Raw genomic sequence first — 17385 nt, forward strand, 5'->3', positions numbered from 1 at the left:
ATATAAAACTGATTACAAAAGAAGAAATTTAAAAAGAAAAAGCCCCGTAAAAAGGGCTTAAAAATTATTTATCTCTAAGATTTAATTCAGTAATTAACTTACTATAAGAATTATAATCTTTTCTTTTAAGATAAGATAAAAGTCTTTTTCTTTGACCTACAAGTTTTAGAAGTCCTAGTCTTGATGAAAAGTCTTTTTTGTAGATTTTTAAATGTTCTGTAAGTTCTGCAATTCTTGCAGTTAAAAGAGCTACTTGAACTTCTGTTGAACCAGTATCACCTGGTTTTTTAGCGAATTTCGCAACTATTTCTGCTTTTTTGGCCGAATCCAAAGCCATGATAGACCTCCTGATTGGTAAAATAATAAAATTAAAGAACTGTAATTTTATCTTAAAAAGCAAAAAATAAACTGAATTTATCCTTTTTAGAAGGTTTTGTCAAAATTTAAGTCTTTTTCTAAGAATTATTTATTATAATTACAGCTATTTCTATAGTTATAATAAGGAGAATCTGTGCTATTTACCAAAGCTAGCGAATACGCTTTACTTTCTTTAATTTATATTTCTCAAAAAGAAACACCTCAAGATGTAGATTCTTTAGCTTTAGAGCTTGATATTCCCAAAAGTTTTTTAGCTAAAATTTTACAAACTTTAGCTAAAGATGGTTTGTTAAAATCCTTTAAAGGGGCAAAAGGTGGTTTTGCATTAATCAAAGAACCAAATCAATATACTATAAAAGAAATTGTTAATAGTGCTGAAAAAAAGGATATCAGTGTATTTGAATGCAGTGGTGGTACTTGTCCAAATAATAAAGAAAAAAATTGCACCTTAATGCCTATGTTAGTAAATTTACAAAATAAAGTAGATGAATTTTTAGATTCTATTACTTTAGAAGATATTATGAAAAATAATGGCAAAAAATAAAATAGTCGATTTAGTTTTTCCTTTTTTGGGGCCTTTAATTGCTCCTGTTTTAAAAGCTAAAAGCTTAACTATTGTTGGTTTTTTAGTTTGCATTTTAGCTATTATCATAGTTCCTTTACCAAGTCCTATTTTGGACTTTTTCTTAGCTTTAAGTATAGCTTTATCAGTATTAATTATTTTAATTTCTATTTATATACCTAAACCGACAGATTTAACAACTTTTCCAACTTTAATCTTGATTATTACTTTATTTAGACTTTCTTTAAATATAGCTACTACAAGGATGATTTTAAGCGAAGGGCAAAACGGCCCTGAAGCTGTGAGTGAGATTATAGCAGCATTTGGAGAATTTGTTGTTGGTGGAAATATGGTCATTGGTGTGATTGTATTTTGTATCTTAGTATTGATTAATTTCATGGTTGTAACAAAAGGTAGTACAAGGGTTTCTGAAGTACAAGCAAGATTTACACTTGATGCAATGCCGGGTAAACAAATGGCTATTGACGCGGATTTAAATGCAGGACTTATCGATGAACAAACCGCTAGAGCAAGACGTCAAGAAGTTATTGCTGAAGCAAACTTCTATGGTGCAATGGATGGTTCTTCTAAATTTATCAAAGGAGATGCTGTTGCAGGAATTATCATAACTATTATAAATATCATAGGTGGTTTTTTAATAGGATCTTTTCAGCACGATATGGCTTTAAGCGATGCTGCATCTACTTATACTATTTTAACCATAGGTGATGGACTTGTATCGCAAATTCCAGGGCTTATTACTTCTACCGCAACCGCTATAATTATCACTCGTGCAAGCAAAGATGAGGAAAATTTTGCAGAAGGAACTTTAACTCAACTTTTAAGCGAATATCGCACGCTTTTAATAGTAGGTTTTGTACTTTTTATCTTTGCGTTAGTACCTGGCTTACCAACCTTATCTTTAGGTTTTATGGCTTTAATATTTTTAAGTCTTGGCTATCTTACCAAACAGGTTAAGGAAGGTAAAATTGATATAACTACAGTTAAAAAAAGCAAACCAAGTGCTGCAGCTGCATCTCAAAGTGGGGCAGGTGGGACAACGGCAGCACCTGCTAAGAAAAGCGAAGAAGAAATTCTCAAAGAAGAAGAGCATAAGATTAACGACATACTCAAAGTTGAAATTTTAGAACTTGAACTTGGATACGGACTTATTAAGCTTGCTGAAAACGAACTTACAGAAAGAATTCGCTCAATGAGAAGAAGTATTGCTGAAAGTTTAGGATTTTTAATGCCAAAAATAAGAATAAGAGATAATTTAAGACTTAAACCAAATGAGTATAGTTTTAAACTCAAGGGCGTGTCTATAGCAAGTGCTGAAATTTATCCGGATAAATATTTAGCCATGGATAGTGGTTTTATCACAGAAGAGATAGAAGGGATTGCTACAAAAGAACCTGCTTTTAACTCTGATGCACTTTGGATTGATGCGAATTTAAAAGATGAAGCAACATTAAATGGCTATATAGTAATAGATCCTGCAAGTGTTATTTCAACACATATGAGCGAACTTATCAAAGCACACGCAAGCGAACTTCTTACACGCCAAGAGGTGCAAAATCTTCTTGATAAGGTTAAAAATGATTATCCAATCATTGTAGAAGGTGCTTTAGGTGTTGCACCTGTAAGTCTTATTCAAAAAATTCTCAAAGACTTGCTTAAGCATCACATACCAATTAAAGATATGCTTACTATTTTAGAATCTGTAAGCGATATAGCAGAAGTAAGCAAGAGTTTTGATATGATTATTGAACATGTAAGGGCGTCTTTAGCTAGGATGATTACAAATATGTATTTAGATGATAAAGGAAATTTGGATATTTTTATCTTAGACTCTGCTAGCTCTGCAGTTTTAATGGAAAATGTACAATTTAGAGATGGAAGTTATCACTTGCCTTTAAGTGTAGCTCAAACAGGCACTTTAGTAGATACTCTAAGGGCTGAAGTTGCCGCGGTAGCAAATGGTCGTATCAAGCCTTTTATACTTTGCGTTGAACCGCAACTTAGAAAATTCATTGCTGATATTTGTTATAATTTTAGCATTAATATAGTAGTGTTAAGTTTTGCAGAAATTGCAGAAAATACAAATTTTAATACCGAGGGTATTATTAGGATAGAACTTTAAGGAATATAATGAAAATTTATCATCTTTCGCACACAGATCTTGATGGTTATGCTTGTCAATTTGTAGTAAATTTTTATTTTAAAAATGTGAAATTTTATAATTCTAATTATGGTAAAGAAATTAATGAAAATTTTAACTCTATTATAGGCGATATAGAAAAAGATGAAAATTTCGGAAAAGCTATTATTCTAATAACAGATTTAAATTTAAATTTAAATCAATGCGAAGAATTTGAAAAAATTTGTAAAGAGAAAAATATTAAAATTTTTCTTCTTGATCATCATCAGAGTGGTGAAGAATGCGCTCAAAAATATTCTTGGTATTTACTTGATTCTAAAAGATGTGCAACTAAAATCGTTTATGATTTTTTCTCTAAAATCTGCACCCCAGTTTTAAAACTTTCAAAATTTGTTGATGTAGTTAATGCTGTTGATATTTGGCTAAGCGAGGATGAAAATTTTGAACTTGGAAAGGTTTTTTTAGGCTTGATTGCCAATGCAAAAGAAATAAATCGCGTGATGTTTAAAGAATCGCAAATTGATTATATGTTTTTCTTGCTTGATAAGGCTTGGAAATTTATAGGAAAAGAAAATGCGAATATTTTACTCGATAATGCTACTCATTTTATAAAAAAGGATTATTTTGCCAGAAAAAATGATGATACTCTTTCTAATTTAATTTCTTATTTTGTAGTTGAAAAACTAAGTGAGCTAAAAGAAAATTTCAGTATAGAATATGAAGGCCATAAAGGCATCTTAACTTCAAATATAGGCAATACTTCTGTTATTGGAAATGATTTTTTAGTAAAAAATCCTGATTATGACTTTTTTATTGATGTTAGTTCTAGAAAAACCTTAAGTTTTCGTGCAAATGGGAAAATAGATGTAAGTTTAATGGCTAAAAATTTAGTAGGTGGTGGTGGACATAAAAATGCTAGTGGTGGACTTTTTGCGACATTTAAAGATGGAGCAAATTATAATCATATTAAGGCTCAAATTATTGATTTAATTAAAAGCAAAGAACTTAAAAAGGAAAACAATGAATCAAAACAATAATAAAACCTTAAAAAATGAACTAGAAGATTTACAATATGAGCTTAGCATAGTTTTAGAAGCTATGCTTTTATACGCTGGAGTTAAAAGAGAAAAATTAGAAAATGCAATAGAAGCTTATATCGATAATATAGATAATGTGCTCGAAAATTCGAACAAAGAAGGGGTTGATGAAATTTTAGAAGTCGTGGAATTTCTAAAAAATAAATACAAAGATTTTTTTCAATGAAAAAGTGTATTTTATTTTTTTTTAGTTTATATTCTTTAAGTTTTGCTAATATTTACGAAAAATTAAATGATTTTGCTTATGAAAAAAAACCGAACAAAGATTTTAAGATTCAAGAAGTTAAATTAGTACAATTTTCACAAGAAAATAAAGATTGCCTTGAGCTTTTAATAGAAGCTGGTCAAGTTAGAATTTTAAATAGCTATAACTCTTGTCAAAAATTATCTAAAGATAAAAGTTTTCAAAAATTTCTTAATGAAGATTTTTTAAAACTTTATAAAAATAATGGATACTTGATTAATGAAAATTTACAAAATTTGAAAAATACCATGCAGGATATTATGATATATTATAAACTCCGATATTCTTTTAGTAAAGATGTAAAAGATATGAGTAAAGATAAGAATTTGGATGTTTTAAATATAGATGAAAAAGATGGCGGTACTTTGCTTTATAAAATCAACAATCAAGCTTGCGTTGGAATAGAACTTACAAGACATGACTCAAGAATGGCTATGAAAATATACGGAATAGAAAATTTGGATAAAGAGTGCAAACTATTTATCCAATCGCCTTCTTTTAAAGATCTTTCTTACACAAAAAAAGATTTTAAGTGGTATTATTTAGAATAAATAAATGCTTTAATTTTTAAATAAAAATTTTTAAAAATCGCACTTAAAGTAAAAGTATCTTGCCTTCCAAGATTTTGAAAAACGCAGTTATCTAAGTCTTTTTTTTCTTGAATGCTTAAATTTTTCATTAAACCAACCTTTAAAAATATTGCAAGTTTCAATTTTATCAAAAAAAACTTTATTTTTATTTTAAAGTTTTAATTATAAGGCAAATAAATATTGTTTTAAGAATTTGAAGTTTTTTATTGAAATATTATTAACTTTTATTGACTTTTTTGAAGCAAAGTTATATACTGAATTCGAATTAGACAAATTTAAGGAGGAAAAATGATGAATAAATTTTCTATAGTTTTAACTTTGTTGTTATGTGGAAGTTGTGCTTTAGCCTTAGATCCAAATTTGGAAAAAACTAAGAGTGCAACAGGTATTGATCTACCTACTGCCAAATGGAATTTACCTAAGGCTTTAAATGAAGATGGTACTATAGATGAAACTAAAATGCCAAAAAATTCAGAATATAGCAAAATGGTTATTTTGGGAAATAAAATTCTTAATGAAACAAGTAAATATGTAGGTCCACAGGCCAAAGATCCTAAAAAAAGATTTGCGGGAAATAATCTTTCTTGTTCAAGTTGCCATGCTAATGGTGGAAGTGTACAAAATCAATCAGGTTTTGTAGGAATTTGGGCAAGATTTCCACAATATAATGCCAGAGGAGATAAAGTAATTACCTTAGCAGATAGGATCAATGGCTGTTTTGAACGCTCTATGAATGGCAAAAGAATGCCTAGTGATGCGCCTGAAATGAAAGCCATGCTAACTTATATGCAATGGTTATCTCAAGGAGTTCCAGTAGGAGCTAAGATAGAAGGGCAGGGGCTTAAGAAGATAGATTTCATCTCGAGAGCAGCTGATCCTAAAAAAGGTAAGGCAATTTATATGGATAAATGTGCCGTTTGTCATCAAGAAAATGGATTAGGGCTTAAAAATGAGGATAGTGCAGGGGCGTATTATCTTTATCCACCACTTTGGGGCAATGATAGCTATAATACAGGAGCTGGAATGTATCGTCTTATCAAAGCTGCTTCTTATATTAAAGAAAATATGCCTCAAGGTGCGCCTGACTTAAGTCTTGAAGATGCTTATGATGTAGCAGCTTACATGAATTCACAAGCTCGTCCTATTAAAGCAAATAGAGATAAAGACTTTCCAGATAGAAAGGTTAAGCCTTTAGATATGGATGTAGGACCTTATGATGATAGCTTTTCTACAACCCAACATCGCTATGGACCTTATACAAATATGATCAAAAAATAATTTTAAGGCAATTTTTATTGCCTTAAAAAATTTATTATTTCATATTGCTTAATTTTTTAACTAGATCTTCTAAATCTTGCATCGAATTGATTGCACTTGGGTTAATTTGATATTTTCCATTAACAACAAAAGCAGGGGTGCCATAGGTTTTAGCTATATCATTAGCTCTTTGAAACTCGCTTAAAATTTCTTTAGCTTTTGGGGTATTTAAAAAATTTAATACTTCATTTTTATTTACATTCATAGCCTTTAAACCTATGTCGTAAAATTCATCTAAATTCGAAAAATTTCTTTGCTTGTTTAAAAAATAAGAAACAAAATAAACATCAGCAAGTTTATGAGATAAACTATCAGAATAACTCGCGTCTTTACCATTTTGCTCATCTTTGTATTGAGCAAAGGCAAAAAGCTCATTCATTTCTTTGGAAAAATCTCCATTCATTAAACTTACAGGATAGAGTTTAAAATGTAAATTTGGAAAAGCTTCTCTTAGTTTTTCAAGGGTTCCAAATTTATGATGATTATAACAATGTATACATTTATAAGAAAATGCTTCTATTACACTATTTTCGGAGTTGGGTAAATTTGGATTAAGAGTAATAAAACTATTATTTGCTAACGCAAAACTTGAGCAAAATACAAGCGCTAAAACAAATTTGCAAAAAAAATTACGCATACTATATCCTTGATTAAATAAAATTTTCAAAGATAATTTTATTTAAAAAAAATAAATAAGCCCAAATTTATTTTTGGGCTTATTGTTATTTTTTAGGATTGAATGCTTGATCAACACTAAAAGGCATTGCTTGATAACCCGTGCCTGAACCGCTAAATTGAATTTGAACCGAAGGCTCCTTAGCACCCCAGTTAAATTCATCAATTTCAGGTTTTGGTTCCCCAAGACTTACACCTTTGCTAAGATCAAAAGCCATTCCAGCTGTTGCGCTATAAACCATAATAGAATCTTTATCTGGTTCATATTGAGTTAGAGAAGTTACAGGAGAAAACCATTCATTTCCACGATTTTTACCATATTCCCAAATTTGTTCCACAGTTTTATTTTGCTGATCGATTTTATAAATTACAGCACGAGAATATTTTTGACTTGCAAACGCAGGTTGTTCAGCTCCTCTTGCATCACCATTATCAAAAACACTTATATAAATATAACGCTTGTTTGATTTACTATCAATTCTCCAGCCTGTATGTTGCGTCCAAGTGAAATCAAATCCACCATTGTCATTTTCATAACCTGGGCATTTGCTATAATCATCATCGCAAACAATTTTTTTGCCATTTTTTTATCTACAGGCTACAAATAACCATTATCCATGATAATAACAGTCAAAGGAGCAATCCATTAAAAGTGCCATGCAAAGAGTTTTGCTAAGTCTCATGATAAATCCTTTAAAATTATTTAAGCTATCCTAAAATAGCTTAATAAAATTTTTAATAATACGCAACAAAAATAATTTGTTGCGTATTTTAAGAGCATCTTAAAACGACTTGATTTAAATGATTTAAACTAGCTATATTTTGATTTGAATTTTTTGGTTCGCCTATAAATTTAAGTACCAAAACCAAAATAACAATCGCCAATGCAAAAATTTTAGCATTAGGTTTATTTTTATCTAAAACATAGGCTATAAACATTGTAAAAAGCACAATAAAGCAACATAAAAATGCTATAAGACAGGAAATTGCCATATTCATAAACTTTAAACTAGGTATCAAATACCAACCATTACTATAAAGCCCATTTTCAAAATCAGGTGGAGTTCCTATAAAAAATTTTTGAAAAGTATTAAGATGATTATAAGCATTCTCTGGAACTACGGGGGTATCCATCCCACATTCTCCTGCTGGCAAAAACCAACTAGGAGCCCATTCATGTAAAGGTAAATTAAATGGATAAATAGGAATTTCACGACATCCATCTACACCTGCAAAAGGATTTTCAGAATGAACCACTTCATGGATATGATTTAAAGTTAGACAATGCTCCAAGCCAAGCCAAATTCCATAAAAAGCTAAGCTATAAGAAAAAATTTTTATAATATTATTTGTAGGATTGATTAGTGCAACCATACCACCTATAGCCATAACAAGCATATCGAATCTTATATACACACATTGTTCGCAAGGTTCCATAAAAAGATATTCTTGAAATAAAAAATGTGCTATACAGGTAAGTCCTATAGTAACTATGATCAAAATCAACCAAGGTTTACGTGTATCTTGCCATTTGGAAATATTAATTACAAAATTATTTCTCATTAGTCTTTTGCCTATTTCATTAGTATTAAATTTCTAAAGCAAATTTTAACCAAAAAAATATTAATCAAGAATAGGGGATTAAAAAATTGAATGCACAAGTTATCATTTTTATATATATTTTGATAATAATATAAAATAATTTAATTTTTAAATATTCTTTATAGTTTTCAAGAAAAGTAAAATATAATTTTAATTTACAAAATAAAATTATCAATTTTTTACATTATATTTTGTGGATAAGTTTATTTCACTCAAAAGGTAAAATTATAAAAGTATGTAAAATAGTAGCTTAATCTATATCAAAGTAGAATAATCTAGGTGTATATAAAAAAGTTTGAAAATTACAGTTTTCAATACAAAATTATAAATTTTACATATTTTTACCTTTTATCATATCTTTTTATGATTGATATAAGATTTATTTAATAAAAATATTTCAATCTTTTTGGCTTGCATATAAAAACAAACTTTTTCCTAAAAAAGCTTTTTTTTACTAAGTTAATACTAAAATACCTTTTCTAGTTAAAAAGCTAAAATTTTGGATTTAGGAAAAGTTTTTATGAAATACCCTTTAGATTGTGAAGAAAATTTTGAAAAATCATTCTTATTTTGGCTAGCAAAATATGTAAAATTTAAACTCAACTCGCTATCTAACAAAGAATTAAAAAATCCACAAGCTTTAGCAGAAGTTAACTTTGCTCTTACAAAAGGTGTAAAAAATATTGATGAACTTGATGCTCTAGCAAAAAAAGCAAGAAATGCCGGTTTAAGTGGAGTTAATACTTATTTTAACCCCTTAAAAAAAGTATTTGAATATTTAAATTTTTACAAGCTTTATTCTTTAAAACAGATTGATGAAGAACTTATTGTGGAAGTTTTAGCAAGTATAACAGGTGCTTTATCAGATGCAAGTAAAAAAAATTACCGTATTGCTGTGATTAATTTTTTTGATTTTTTAGACAAGCAAAACGAAGAAGATGAAAAAGCACATATTTTCGATATCAATCTTAAAAACTGGGCAGGTATAGCAGGTTCTAAAGGCGTAAAATTACCTGAATTTATGAGTGAAAAAGAGCTTAAAAAATTTCTTGATGCTATTGAAAATGCAGATTTTAAAAACAATACCATACGCAATAAACTTATTATTAAAATCATCATTTTTACAGGCATACGGGTAAGCGAAGCTATCAATATCAAAATGGGTGATATTAGTGAAGAAAACGATCTTTATATCATAAGAATAAGAGCTAAAGGCAATAAATATCGCATTGTAATGATAAAAAAAGAACTTATTTACGATTTGCTTAAAAATGTAAGTATTAATTATATGAGTAAAGACGCCCTACTTTTTGTCAATAAAAAAGGCACTCCACTGACTCAATCTTATGTCAGTCGCATAGTAGAACAGCTTTTATTTCGTGCAGGAATTCGCAAGCAAAAAAATGGTGCTCATATGTTGCGTCATACTTTTGCCACCCTGCTTTATAAAAAGCAAAAAGATTTAGTTTTAGTCCAAGAAGCTTTAGGACATGCGAGTTTAAATACCTCAAGAATTTATACTCATTTTGATAATGATAAATTAAAACTTGCCGCACAGGTTGCAAAGGAATTAAGTGACTCTTGAAGACTACGCTGTTTTTGGTAAATATTTTTACCATGATTTAAAACACACTTTAAAAGCCTTTAACCACAAAGAAAGTAAAAAATGCTTTAAATTTATAGAAAAATATAAAAATGATTTTTATATTTTAATGCTTGCTGATTATGAGCTATATAGATATTTTCAAGATAAAAATTTCACAAGCAAAAAAGCTTATTTGTCGGTATTTGCTTTTAAAAAAAGAAAAAAATTTCAAAAAGAATATATTGATGAAGAAAAATTTATTCCTGAATTTATAAATTTTTTAGATCAAGATAATTACAAAGAAAATTTCATCAAGGTTAAAGAGGCGATCTCCAAAGGAAGAGTTTATCAAATCAACCTCACTCAAAATTTTAAATTTCATAGCAAAATGGATTCTTTTGAACTTTTTAAACTTTTGCTTTCTAGACAAGACACCGAATTTAAAGCTTTTATAAAAGATGGAGCAAGAGAAATTTTGTCCTTCTCTCCTGAACTTTTCTTCAAAACCAAAAAAAGAAAAATATTTACAAAACCTATGAAAGGCACAATTAAGCGTGATAAAGATCCTATAAAAGATGAAGAAAATAAAACCTTCTTACAAAATGATACAAAAAATCTAAGTGAAAATGTTATGATTTGCGATCTTTTACGCAATGATCTTTCAAAAATCATCACAAAAAAAAGCTTAAAAACTAAACTTTTTGAAATTCAAAGTCACCCTACTTTACATCAAATGACTTCAAGCGTGCAAGGAAAACTTAAAAAAAATATTTCTTTATATCAAATTTTTAAAGCTCTCTTTCCTTGCGGTTCTATTACAGGTGCTCCAAAGATTGAAAGTATTAAATTTATTAAAGAATTAGAACAAAGAGATCGTGGTATTTACTGCGGAACCATAGGTTTAATACACAAAAATAAAAATAAATTTAGCGTAGCCATACGCACCTTAGAAAAACAAAATGAAATTTATACTTATAGTACGGGTAGTGGCTTGGTTTGGGACTCAAATTTCAAAGATGAATTTGAAGAATTAAAACTTAAAAGCGCGATCTTAAATCCTTGTGATTTTCATCTTTTTGAAACCATGTATTTTAAAAATTCTCAAATTTTATTTTTAAAAGAGCATTTATTAAGGCTTATAAATTCAGCTCTTAAATTTAATTTTAATACTCACAACATCTTTAAAGATTTTTATAATATTTTAAATCAAAAAAGTTCTTATAAAGAATATCAAAATTTTACACTTTTTAAACTCGATGAAAAAATTTTTCACAAAAAACACTCTTTATTTTATCATTTTCCCCTACCCTTTAAAAATCCACACAAAGAAGGAATTTTAAAACTGATTTTATATAAAGACGGAAGATACGAATTCCAACAAAGCGCCTTAAAACAAAATTCAAACGATATTTTGCTTTTAAGTGATGATAAAATCAACTCAAAAAGTGACAATCTCTATCACAAAAGCTCTTTACGTACTTTTTATAATCAACACTCATACAAATGGCAGCAAAACCTGTGCTATGACATAGCTTTTTTTAACGAAAAAGATGAACTTTGCGAAGGCTCAAGAACCAATCTCATCTTAGAAAAAAACGCTCAGTTTTATACTCCACAAATTCAAAGCGGTATGTTAAATGGAGTATATAGAAATTTCTTAATCAATCTTGGTTTGATAAAAGAAAAAACACTATTTAAGCAAGATTTATTTGAAGCAGAAAATATTTATTGTATTAATTCCGTGCGCGGTTTAAAAAAGGTAAAATTACAATGAAGAAAATTTTATTTATAGATAATTATGATTCTTTTAGTTACACCATCATTTATTATCTTAAAGAGCTTGGTTTTGAATGTAAAGTGATAAAAAATGACGCCTTTAAAAAAGCTAAAGAATTAGAAAAATTTGATTTTACTCATCTTATTATCTCTCCTGGCCCTCATTCTCCTAAGGAATCTAAATTAAGCCTAAAAGCAATCAAATATTTTAAAAAAAATAAAAAAATTTTAGGTATATGTTTAGGACATCAGTGTATAGCTGAAATTTTTGGCGGTAGTGTTTCTAAAATGGAAAATCCTACGCATGGTAAAATTTCTAAACTTTATTTTAAAAAAGATCCTATTTTTAAGGGTATTAAAAAAGAAATTGAAATTTGCTTATATCATTCTTTACATATCAGTTCTATGCCTAAAAAATGCAAAATTTTAGCTCATAATTCAGAAAATATCATTATGGCAATTAAACATAAAAAATATCCTATTTATGGATTGCAATTTCACCCTGAAGCAGTTTTAACGCAAAAAGGCAAAAAAATACTTAAAAATTTTATGAAACTTTAAACTTTTTTGCATTTAAAATATAAATATGAAAATCTAAAATAAAATATCCTTAAAATAATTATCATTAATATAAATTTATAAATAAAAAAACCGATAACAATATAAATTAATTTAAAAAGATTTAAGATGAAAATAGATACTTTGACAAAAAATTTTAGCAATTATCAAACACAAACAAACAAAAACAATAATTTGGTAAGTAATGTTCATAGTGACAATGTGGTTAAAATTCAAATTTCAGATGAAGCAAGAAGTTTAAGTCAAACAAATTCAAAAAATGAAAAAGAATATGAAATCAAAGTAAGTCAAGAAAAAATAGAAAACCACAAAGACCAAAATTCCATTCAAAGTAGCAAAGGTGGCGTAAATCCCGCATTAGAGGCTTTAATAGCAAAATTAGCTGAAATTTTAGCTAAAATTGCAGAACTTACTCAAAAAATGACAAACGCTAACGAACAAATGAAAACGACATTTCAAAAACAAATTGATGTGCTAAAATCTCAAGCAGATGTAATTCAAGCTCAAATTCAAGAACTCCAAAGTCAACAAGCTTGATTATATTTTTTCAAAAGTTTAAGAATGCTATAATGATGCATTTTTAAACTTTTTCAAGGAAAAATATGACTTATCTAGAAATCGAAGGCACAAATCATCTAAGCGGAAATGTTACAATAAGCGGAGCAAAAAATGCCGCCCTACCCTTGATTGTTTCAAGCATACTTGCCAAAAATGAAGTAAAAATCAACAATGTTCCTAATGTTGCTGATATAAAAACTCTTATATCTTTGCTAGAAAATTTAGGAGCTAAGGTCAATTTTCAAAATAATAGTGCTTTATTAAACACAAACACTCTTAATCAAACTATAGCCAAATATGACATTGTGCGCAAAATGCGTGCTTCCATACTTACTCTAGGACCTTTACTTGCTCGTTTTGGACATTGTGAAGTATCTTTACCTGGAGGATGTGCTATAGGACAAAGACCTATTGACTTGCATCTTTTAGCCTTGGAAAAAATGGGGGCAAATATACAAATCAAACAAGGCTATGTTGTAGCTAGTGGAAATTTAAAAGGTAATGAAATTCTTTTTGATAAAATCACGGTTACAGGTAGTGAAAACATCATCATGGCAGCAGCTTTAGCTAAAGGTAAAACCAAGCTCTTAAATGTTGCAAAAGAACCCGAAGTAGTTCAACTTTGCGAAGTTTTAAAAGACGCAGGACTTGAAATCAAAGGCATAGGTACAGATGAGCTTGAAATTTATGGTAGCGATGGGGAACTTTTAGAATTTAAAGAATTTAGCGTTATACCTGATAGAATTGAAGCAGGAACTTATCTTTGTGCAGGGGCTATTACAAATTCTAAAATTACTTTAGATAAAGTTAACGCCACTCATCTTAGTGCAGTTTTAGCAAAACTTCATCAAATGGGTTTTGAAACTTTGATTGCAGAAGATAGTATCACCCTACTTCCTGCTAAAGAAATTAAACCTGTAGAAATCATGACAAGTGAATATCCAGGCTTTCCAACCGATATGCAAGCGCAGTTTATGGCATTAGCCTTAAAAGCTAATGGAACTAGTATTATTGATGAAAGACTATTTGAAAATCGTTTCATGCATGTAAGTGAACTTTTAAGAATGGGCGCGGATATTAAACTCAATGGTCATATTGCTACTATAGTAGGCGGAAAAGAACTTAACGCTGCTGATGTCATGGCTACAGATTTGCGTGCTTCCTCAGCCCTTATCTTAGCGGCTCTTGCAGCCAAAGGCGCAAGCAAAGTCCATAGAATTTACCATCTTGATAGGGGTTATGAAAATTTGGAAGAAAAATTTAAAGGTTTAGGTGTAAAAATCACAAGGCTTGAAGAATGAAAAATATCTTTGAAACCTTAAAAGACTTAGAAGATCAAATTTCATGCTTAGATGAAAGTGAGCTTATTAGCCTTGAAAAAGCAAAAGATAGAATTTTAGCTAAAGATTTATACGCTAGAAAAAATCTACCCAGTTTTGACAATGCTGCTCTTGATGGCTATGCTTTTAATTATGCTGATATCAATGAGGCTTTGGAGATTAAAGGGACTATTTTTGCAGGAGATAAAAATTTTTATACAGTTGCTAAAAATGAATGCTATAAAATCATGACAGGGGCTAAAATGCCCAAAAATGCTGATACTATCTTAATGTTAGAAGATGAGTATATAGAAGAAAATAAACTCATCATTAAAAAAGCCCCTAAACAATACAATGCCTATCGCTATAAAGGCGAAGAATTAAAAAAAGGTGAAATTTTACTTCAAAAAGGCACCAAACTTAATGATAAACATATCGCCCTGCTTGCTTCTCAAGGGCTTTATAAAATAGAAGTCATAAGAAAAATTCGCATAGGTATTTTTTCAAGTGGAAATGAACTTAAAGAACCTTGGCAAGAATGCGATGAAGAAAGTATTTATAATGCCAATGCTTTGCCTTTACTAACCATGCTTCAAAATGCTTCTTATTTAGGTATTATCAAAGATAATTTTAAAAGCACTAAAGAGGCTTTAGAAAATACAAATTTTGATCTTTTAATCACTTCAGGAGGTGCAAGCGTTGGCGAGGCTGATTTTATGGAAAAAGCTTTAGATGAATTAGGCTTTACTCCGCTTTTTAAAGGACTAAAAGCACGCCCTGCAAGGCCTACTAAGCTTTATCAAAAGGGTAAAAATTTCGTATTGATTTTACCAGGAAATCCTATGGCAGCTTATCTTTCTTGTTTTATTTTTGCTAAAAAAATCATTGATTTATTAAGTGGAAACCTAGATAATCCTTTAACATTTTACGCCAAAATGGGTATGGATTTAAAGCTTAAAAGTGGAAGAAATAATCTCATCTTAGGAAATTTAGAAAAAGATATTTTTACACCATTTAATGAAAATAAATTTGGATCTGGTATGATACTTCCACTTATTAAAAGTGAGTTTTTACTTATAAGCGAAGAAAATACAAGTGAATTAAAAAAAGGTGATGAAATCACGCTTTTAAAAATATAATGTTTGTGTTTTTCACAAACATTAGCTTAATTTATCCTCATCATCATGATCATGGATATATTGTTCATCATTTTCCAAGGTGTCAACAAAACGCCCTATCCTTTCCCAGCGAACATTTTTATCTTTATCCCAAGAGAAATATACAAACCAAGGTTTACCTACTATCAACCTATAAGGAACAGAACCCCAAAAACGACTATCATAAGAATAATCGCGATTATCACCCATCATGAAATACTCATTTTCAGGTACATCAAAAACATAAGCATTTCCGCCGCTAAAACCTATATGATTTCCAAGTTCTTTAATATAAGTTGGAGACATAGCAAAATCACCTATGCTAAGAAAGCGCAAGATATCACTTTCTATATCTTTTTTTGGATCATAATGAATGCCTTTTTGTTTATAAGGTTCTTTTACATAAATTTGCCCTCCAAGAGTAACAAGATCATTCGGATAATGTTCTTTCATAAATTCATCACCCTCATGCATTCTTACATAAAGTGTTTTATTTGCATAAACTATCCTATCTCCTCCTGTACCTACACAACGCTTTACAAAGTGTTCTTTTTCATTTCTAGGGTTTCTAAAAACAACTATATCTCCTCTTTGTGGCCCTTGTGCTTTTATCAAATGTCCATTTTTATTAAAATCTGGCAAAACAGGAATTTCCAACCAAGGAATATGAGGAGTTGGGATACCATAGCTAAATTTTTTAACAAATAAAAAATCCCCTACCAATAAGGTGTTTTTCATAGAACCAGAAGGAATAACAAAAGCTTGTATAAAGAAAAAAATCACCAAAAGAACAATAACTACAGTTCCAGTCCAAGACTGTGAAAATTTATATAATTTCTTTAAAATTTCCATAGATTTTCCCTAATTAAGTCTATTTTTAGCAGATTTAACTGTGTTTTCTAAAAGCATGGCTATAGTCATAGGACCTACTCCACCTGGAACAGGAGTTATATAACTAGATTTTTTAGATACCTCTTCAAAATCTACATCTCCTGCTATCTTTCCACTTTCAAGACGATTGATTCCAACATCAACAACAATCACTCCTTCTTTTACCATATCCGATCGAAGTAAATTCACACAACCTGCTGCTACTATAATCAAATCAGCTTGCCTAGTATAAAGGCTCAAATCTTTGGTTTTAATATGACAAACGCTTACTGTAGCTCCAGCGTTTAAAAGCATAGTAGCCATAGGACGACCTACTATATTTGAAGCACCTATAATAACAGCGTCTTTTCCTTCTAAATCAATTTCATAAGCCTTCAAAAGCTTCATAACTCCAAGTGGAGTACAAGGCAAAAACCCAGTTTCTAAGCCTAAATTTAAATATCCTACATTAATAGGATGAAAACCATCAACATCTTTACTGCTTATAATGCTTTCAAGTATTAAATCTTTACAAATATGATCAGGCAAAGGAAGCTGAACCAAAATTCCATGAACACTATCATCGTGATTTAAGGTATTAATCAATGCCAAAAGTTCATTTTGCGTAGTATTTTCATTAAGATGATAAACTAAAGATTTAATTCCACATTCTTCGCAGGCTTTAGCCTTAGATTTTACATAAGTTTGACTTGCAGGATTATCTCCAACCAAGATCACAGCTAAACAGCTTTCAATCCCTTTGCTTTTTAAAAATTGATTTTTTTCTTTTAATTCTTCTTTGATTTTTGTGCTTAAAGCTTTACCATCAAGCAAAGTCATTATTTTCCTTCTATAAATTTAATCACTTTTTTAAAGTAAAAATTGTATCATATTAAAACTTCATTAACAAGGTGA

At 29.4% G+C, this 17385-nt stretch carries 18 protein-coding genes and 1 pseudogene; 12 read left to right on the plus strand and 7 right to left on the minus strand.

The genetic code is table 11. The annotated features are described in order from the left end of the window. Nucleotides 1–64: 64 nt before the first annotated feature. Nucleotides 65–337 (minus strand): 30S ribosomal protein S15, encoded by a 273-nt coding sequence (gene rpsO / locus AJ881_RS08090; RefSeq protein ID WP_002852579.1) that lies wholly within the window; start codon nucleotides 335–337, stop codon nucleotides 65–67. 174 nt (nucleotides 338–511) lie between these two features. Between rpsO and AJ881_RS08095 the strand changes: the two genes are divergently transcribed. The 5 genes from AJ881_RS08095 to AJ881_RS08115 are packed head-to-tail and all read left to right on the plus strand — an operon-like array spanning nucleotide 512 to nucleotide 4993. Further along, nucleotides 512–922, plus strand: coding sequence for an Rrf2 family transcriptional regulator (locus AJ881_RS08095; RefSeq protein WP_002861509.1), 411 nt, complete (start codon nucleotides 512–514; stop codon nucleotides 920–922). Continuing rightward, nucleotides 909–3083 (plus strand): flagellar biosynthesis protein FlhA, encoded by a 2175-nt coding sequence (gene flhA / locus AJ881_RS08100; protein WP_004297905.1) that lies wholly within the window; start codon nucleotides 909–911, stop codon nucleotides 3081–3083. The genes AJ881_RS08095 and flhA overlap by 14 nt, the downstream gene beginning before the upstream one ends. Nucleotides 3084–3091: 8 nt before the next feature. Continuing rightward, nucleotides 3092–4138: a DHH family phosphoesterase gene (locus AJ881_RS08105; RefSeq protein WP_002861508.1), complete on the plus strand. Its 1047-nt coding sequence runs from the start codon at nucleotides 3092–3094 to the stop codon at nucleotides 4136–4138. Beyond that, complete coding sequence (locus AJ881_RS08110; RefSeq protein ID WP_002852415.1) at nucleotides 4122–4364, plus strand: hypothetical protein; 243 nt, start codon at nucleotides 4122–4124, stop codon at nucleotides 4362–4364. Before AJ881_RS08105 ends, AJ881_RS08110 begins: the two co-directional genes overlap by 17 nt. Beyond that, a complete protein-coding gene (locus tag AJ881_RS08115; protein ID WP_002861507.1) occupies nucleotides 4361–4993 on the plus strand; it encodes a hypothetical protein in 633 nt (210 codons plus the stop codon). The genes AJ881_RS08110 and AJ881_RS08115 overlap by 4 nt, the downstream gene beginning before the upstream one ends. Here the strand turns inward: AJ881_RS08115 and AJ881_RS09485 are convergent. Beyond that, nucleotides 4981–5121: a hypothetical protein gene (locus AJ881_RS09485; RefSeq protein ID WP_002861506.1), complete on the minus strand. Its 141-nt coding sequence runs from the start codon at nucleotides 5119–5121 to the stop codon at nucleotides 4981–4983. The genes AJ881_RS08115 and AJ881_RS09485 overlap by 13 nt on opposite strands. A gap of 202 nt (nucleotides 5122–5323) precedes the next feature. On the opposite strand from AJ881_RS09485, the gene AJ881_RS08125 reads away from it, so the two are divergent. Further along, nucleotides 5324–6310 (plus strand): c-type cytochrome, encoded by a 987-nt coding sequence (locus AJ881_RS08125; RefSeq protein WP_044779283.1) that lies wholly within the window; start codon nucleotides 5324–5326, stop codon nucleotides 6308–6310. A 34-nt stretch (nucleotides 6311–6344) separates the two neighbouring features. On the opposite strand, the gene AJ881_RS08130 is transcribed toward AJ881_RS08125, so the two are convergent. From AJ881_RS08130 to dsbI, 3 genes and pseudogenes are all read right to left on the minus strand, one after another. Next, nucleotides 6345–6986 carry a thiol:disulfide interchange protein DsbA/DsbL gene (locus tag AJ881_RS08130; protein ID WP_002861504.1) on the minus strand — a complete coding sequence of 214 codons (642 nt, stop codon included), beginning with the start codon at nucleotides 6984–6986 and terminating at the stop codon, nucleotides 6345–6347. Between the two features lie 85 nt (nucleotides 6987–7071). Then, nucleotides 7072–7611, minus strand: a pseudogene (locus AJ881_RS09295) (aryl-sulfate sulfotransferase); the annotation flags it as partial. 184 nt (nucleotides 7612–7795) lie between these two features. Beyond that, nucleotides 7796–8587 carry a protein-disulfide oxidoreductase DsbI gene (gene dsbI / locus AJ881_RS08140; protein ID WP_044779246.1) on the minus strand — a complete coding sequence of 264 codons (792 nt, stop codon included), beginning with the start codon at nucleotides 8585–8587 and terminating at the stop codon, nucleotides 7796–7798. A 559-nt stretch (nucleotides 8588–9146) separates the two neighbouring features. Here dsbI and AJ881_RS08145 point away from each other — a divergent pair. The 6 genes from AJ881_RS08145 (at nucleotide 9147) to AJ881_RS08170 (ending at nucleotide 15582) form a co-directional block, all read left to right on the plus strand. Continuing rightward, on the plus strand, nucleotides 9147–10211 hold the full coding sequence (locus tag AJ881_RS08145) for a tyrosine-type recombinase/integrase (RefSeq protein ID WP_070283232.1): 1065 nt from the start codon (nucleotides 9147–9149) through the stop codon (nucleotides 10209–10211). After that, entirely contained in the window at nucleotides 10201–11985 is a 1785-nt protein-coding gene (locus AJ881_RS08150) for a bifunctional chorismate-binding protein/class IV aminotransferase (RefSeq protein WP_070283226.1), read from the plus strand. Before AJ881_RS08145 ends, AJ881_RS08150 begins: the two co-directional genes overlap by 11 nt. Further along, a complete protein-coding gene (locus AJ881_RS08155; RefSeq protein ID WP_070252952.1) occupies nucleotides 11982–12548 on the plus strand; it encodes an anthranilate synthase component II in 567 nt (188 codons plus the stop codon). The genes AJ881_RS08150 and AJ881_RS08155 overlap by 4 nt, the downstream gene beginning before the upstream one ends. Nucleotides 12549–12674: 126 nt before the next feature. Beyond that, the gene (gene fspA2, locus AJ881_RS08160) at nucleotides 12675–13103 is read left to right on the plus strand and encodes a flagellum-secreted nonflagellar protein FspA2 (RefSeq protein WP_070252951.1); all 429 of its coding nucleotides are present in this window, start codon (nucleotides 12675–12677) and stop codon (nucleotides 13101–13103) included. A 65-nt stretch (nucleotides 13104–13168) separates the two neighbouring features. Then, complete coding sequence (gene murA, locus AJ881_RS08165; RefSeq protein WP_070210081.1) at nucleotides 13169–14425, plus strand: UDP-N-acetylglucosamine 1-carboxyvinyltransferase; 1257 nt, start codon at nucleotides 13169–13171, stop codon at nucleotides 14423–14425. Further along, nucleotides 14422–15582, plus strand: a complete 1161-nt coding sequence (locus tag AJ881_RS08170) for a molybdopterin molybdotransferase MoeA (protein WP_070252950.1) — start codon at nucleotides 14422–14424, stop codon at nucleotides 15580–15582. The genes murA and AJ881_RS08170 overlap by 4 nt, the downstream gene beginning before the upstream one ends. A gap of 21 nt (nucleotides 15583–15603) precedes the next feature. Here the strand turns inward: AJ881_RS08170 and lepB are convergent, their stop codons facing one another. Together lepB and folD are read right to left on the minus strand one after the other, a co-directional pair. Then, the gene (gene lepB, locus AJ881_RS08175; protein WP_070252949.1) at nucleotides 15604–16452 is read right to left on the minus strand and encodes a signal peptidase I; all 849 of its coding nucleotides are present in this window, start codon (nucleotides 16450–16452) and stop codon (nucleotides 15604–15606) included. A 9-nt stretch (nucleotides 16453–16461) separates the two neighbouring features. Next, entirely contained in the window at nucleotides 16462–17310 is an 849-nt protein-coding gene (folD, locus tag AJ881_RS08180; RefSeq protein WP_070252948.1) for a bifunctional methylenetetrahydrofolate dehydrogenase/methenyltetrahydrofolate cyclohydrolase FolD, read from the minus strand. Nucleotides 17311–17385 lie beyond the last annotated feature (75 nt).

It is taken from the genome of Campylobacter sp. BCW_6460 (assembly GCF_001762705.1).
Taxonomy (GTDB): Bacteria; Campylobacterota; Campylobacteria; order Campylobacterales; family Campylobacteraceae; genus Campylobacter_D; species Campylobacter_D jejuni.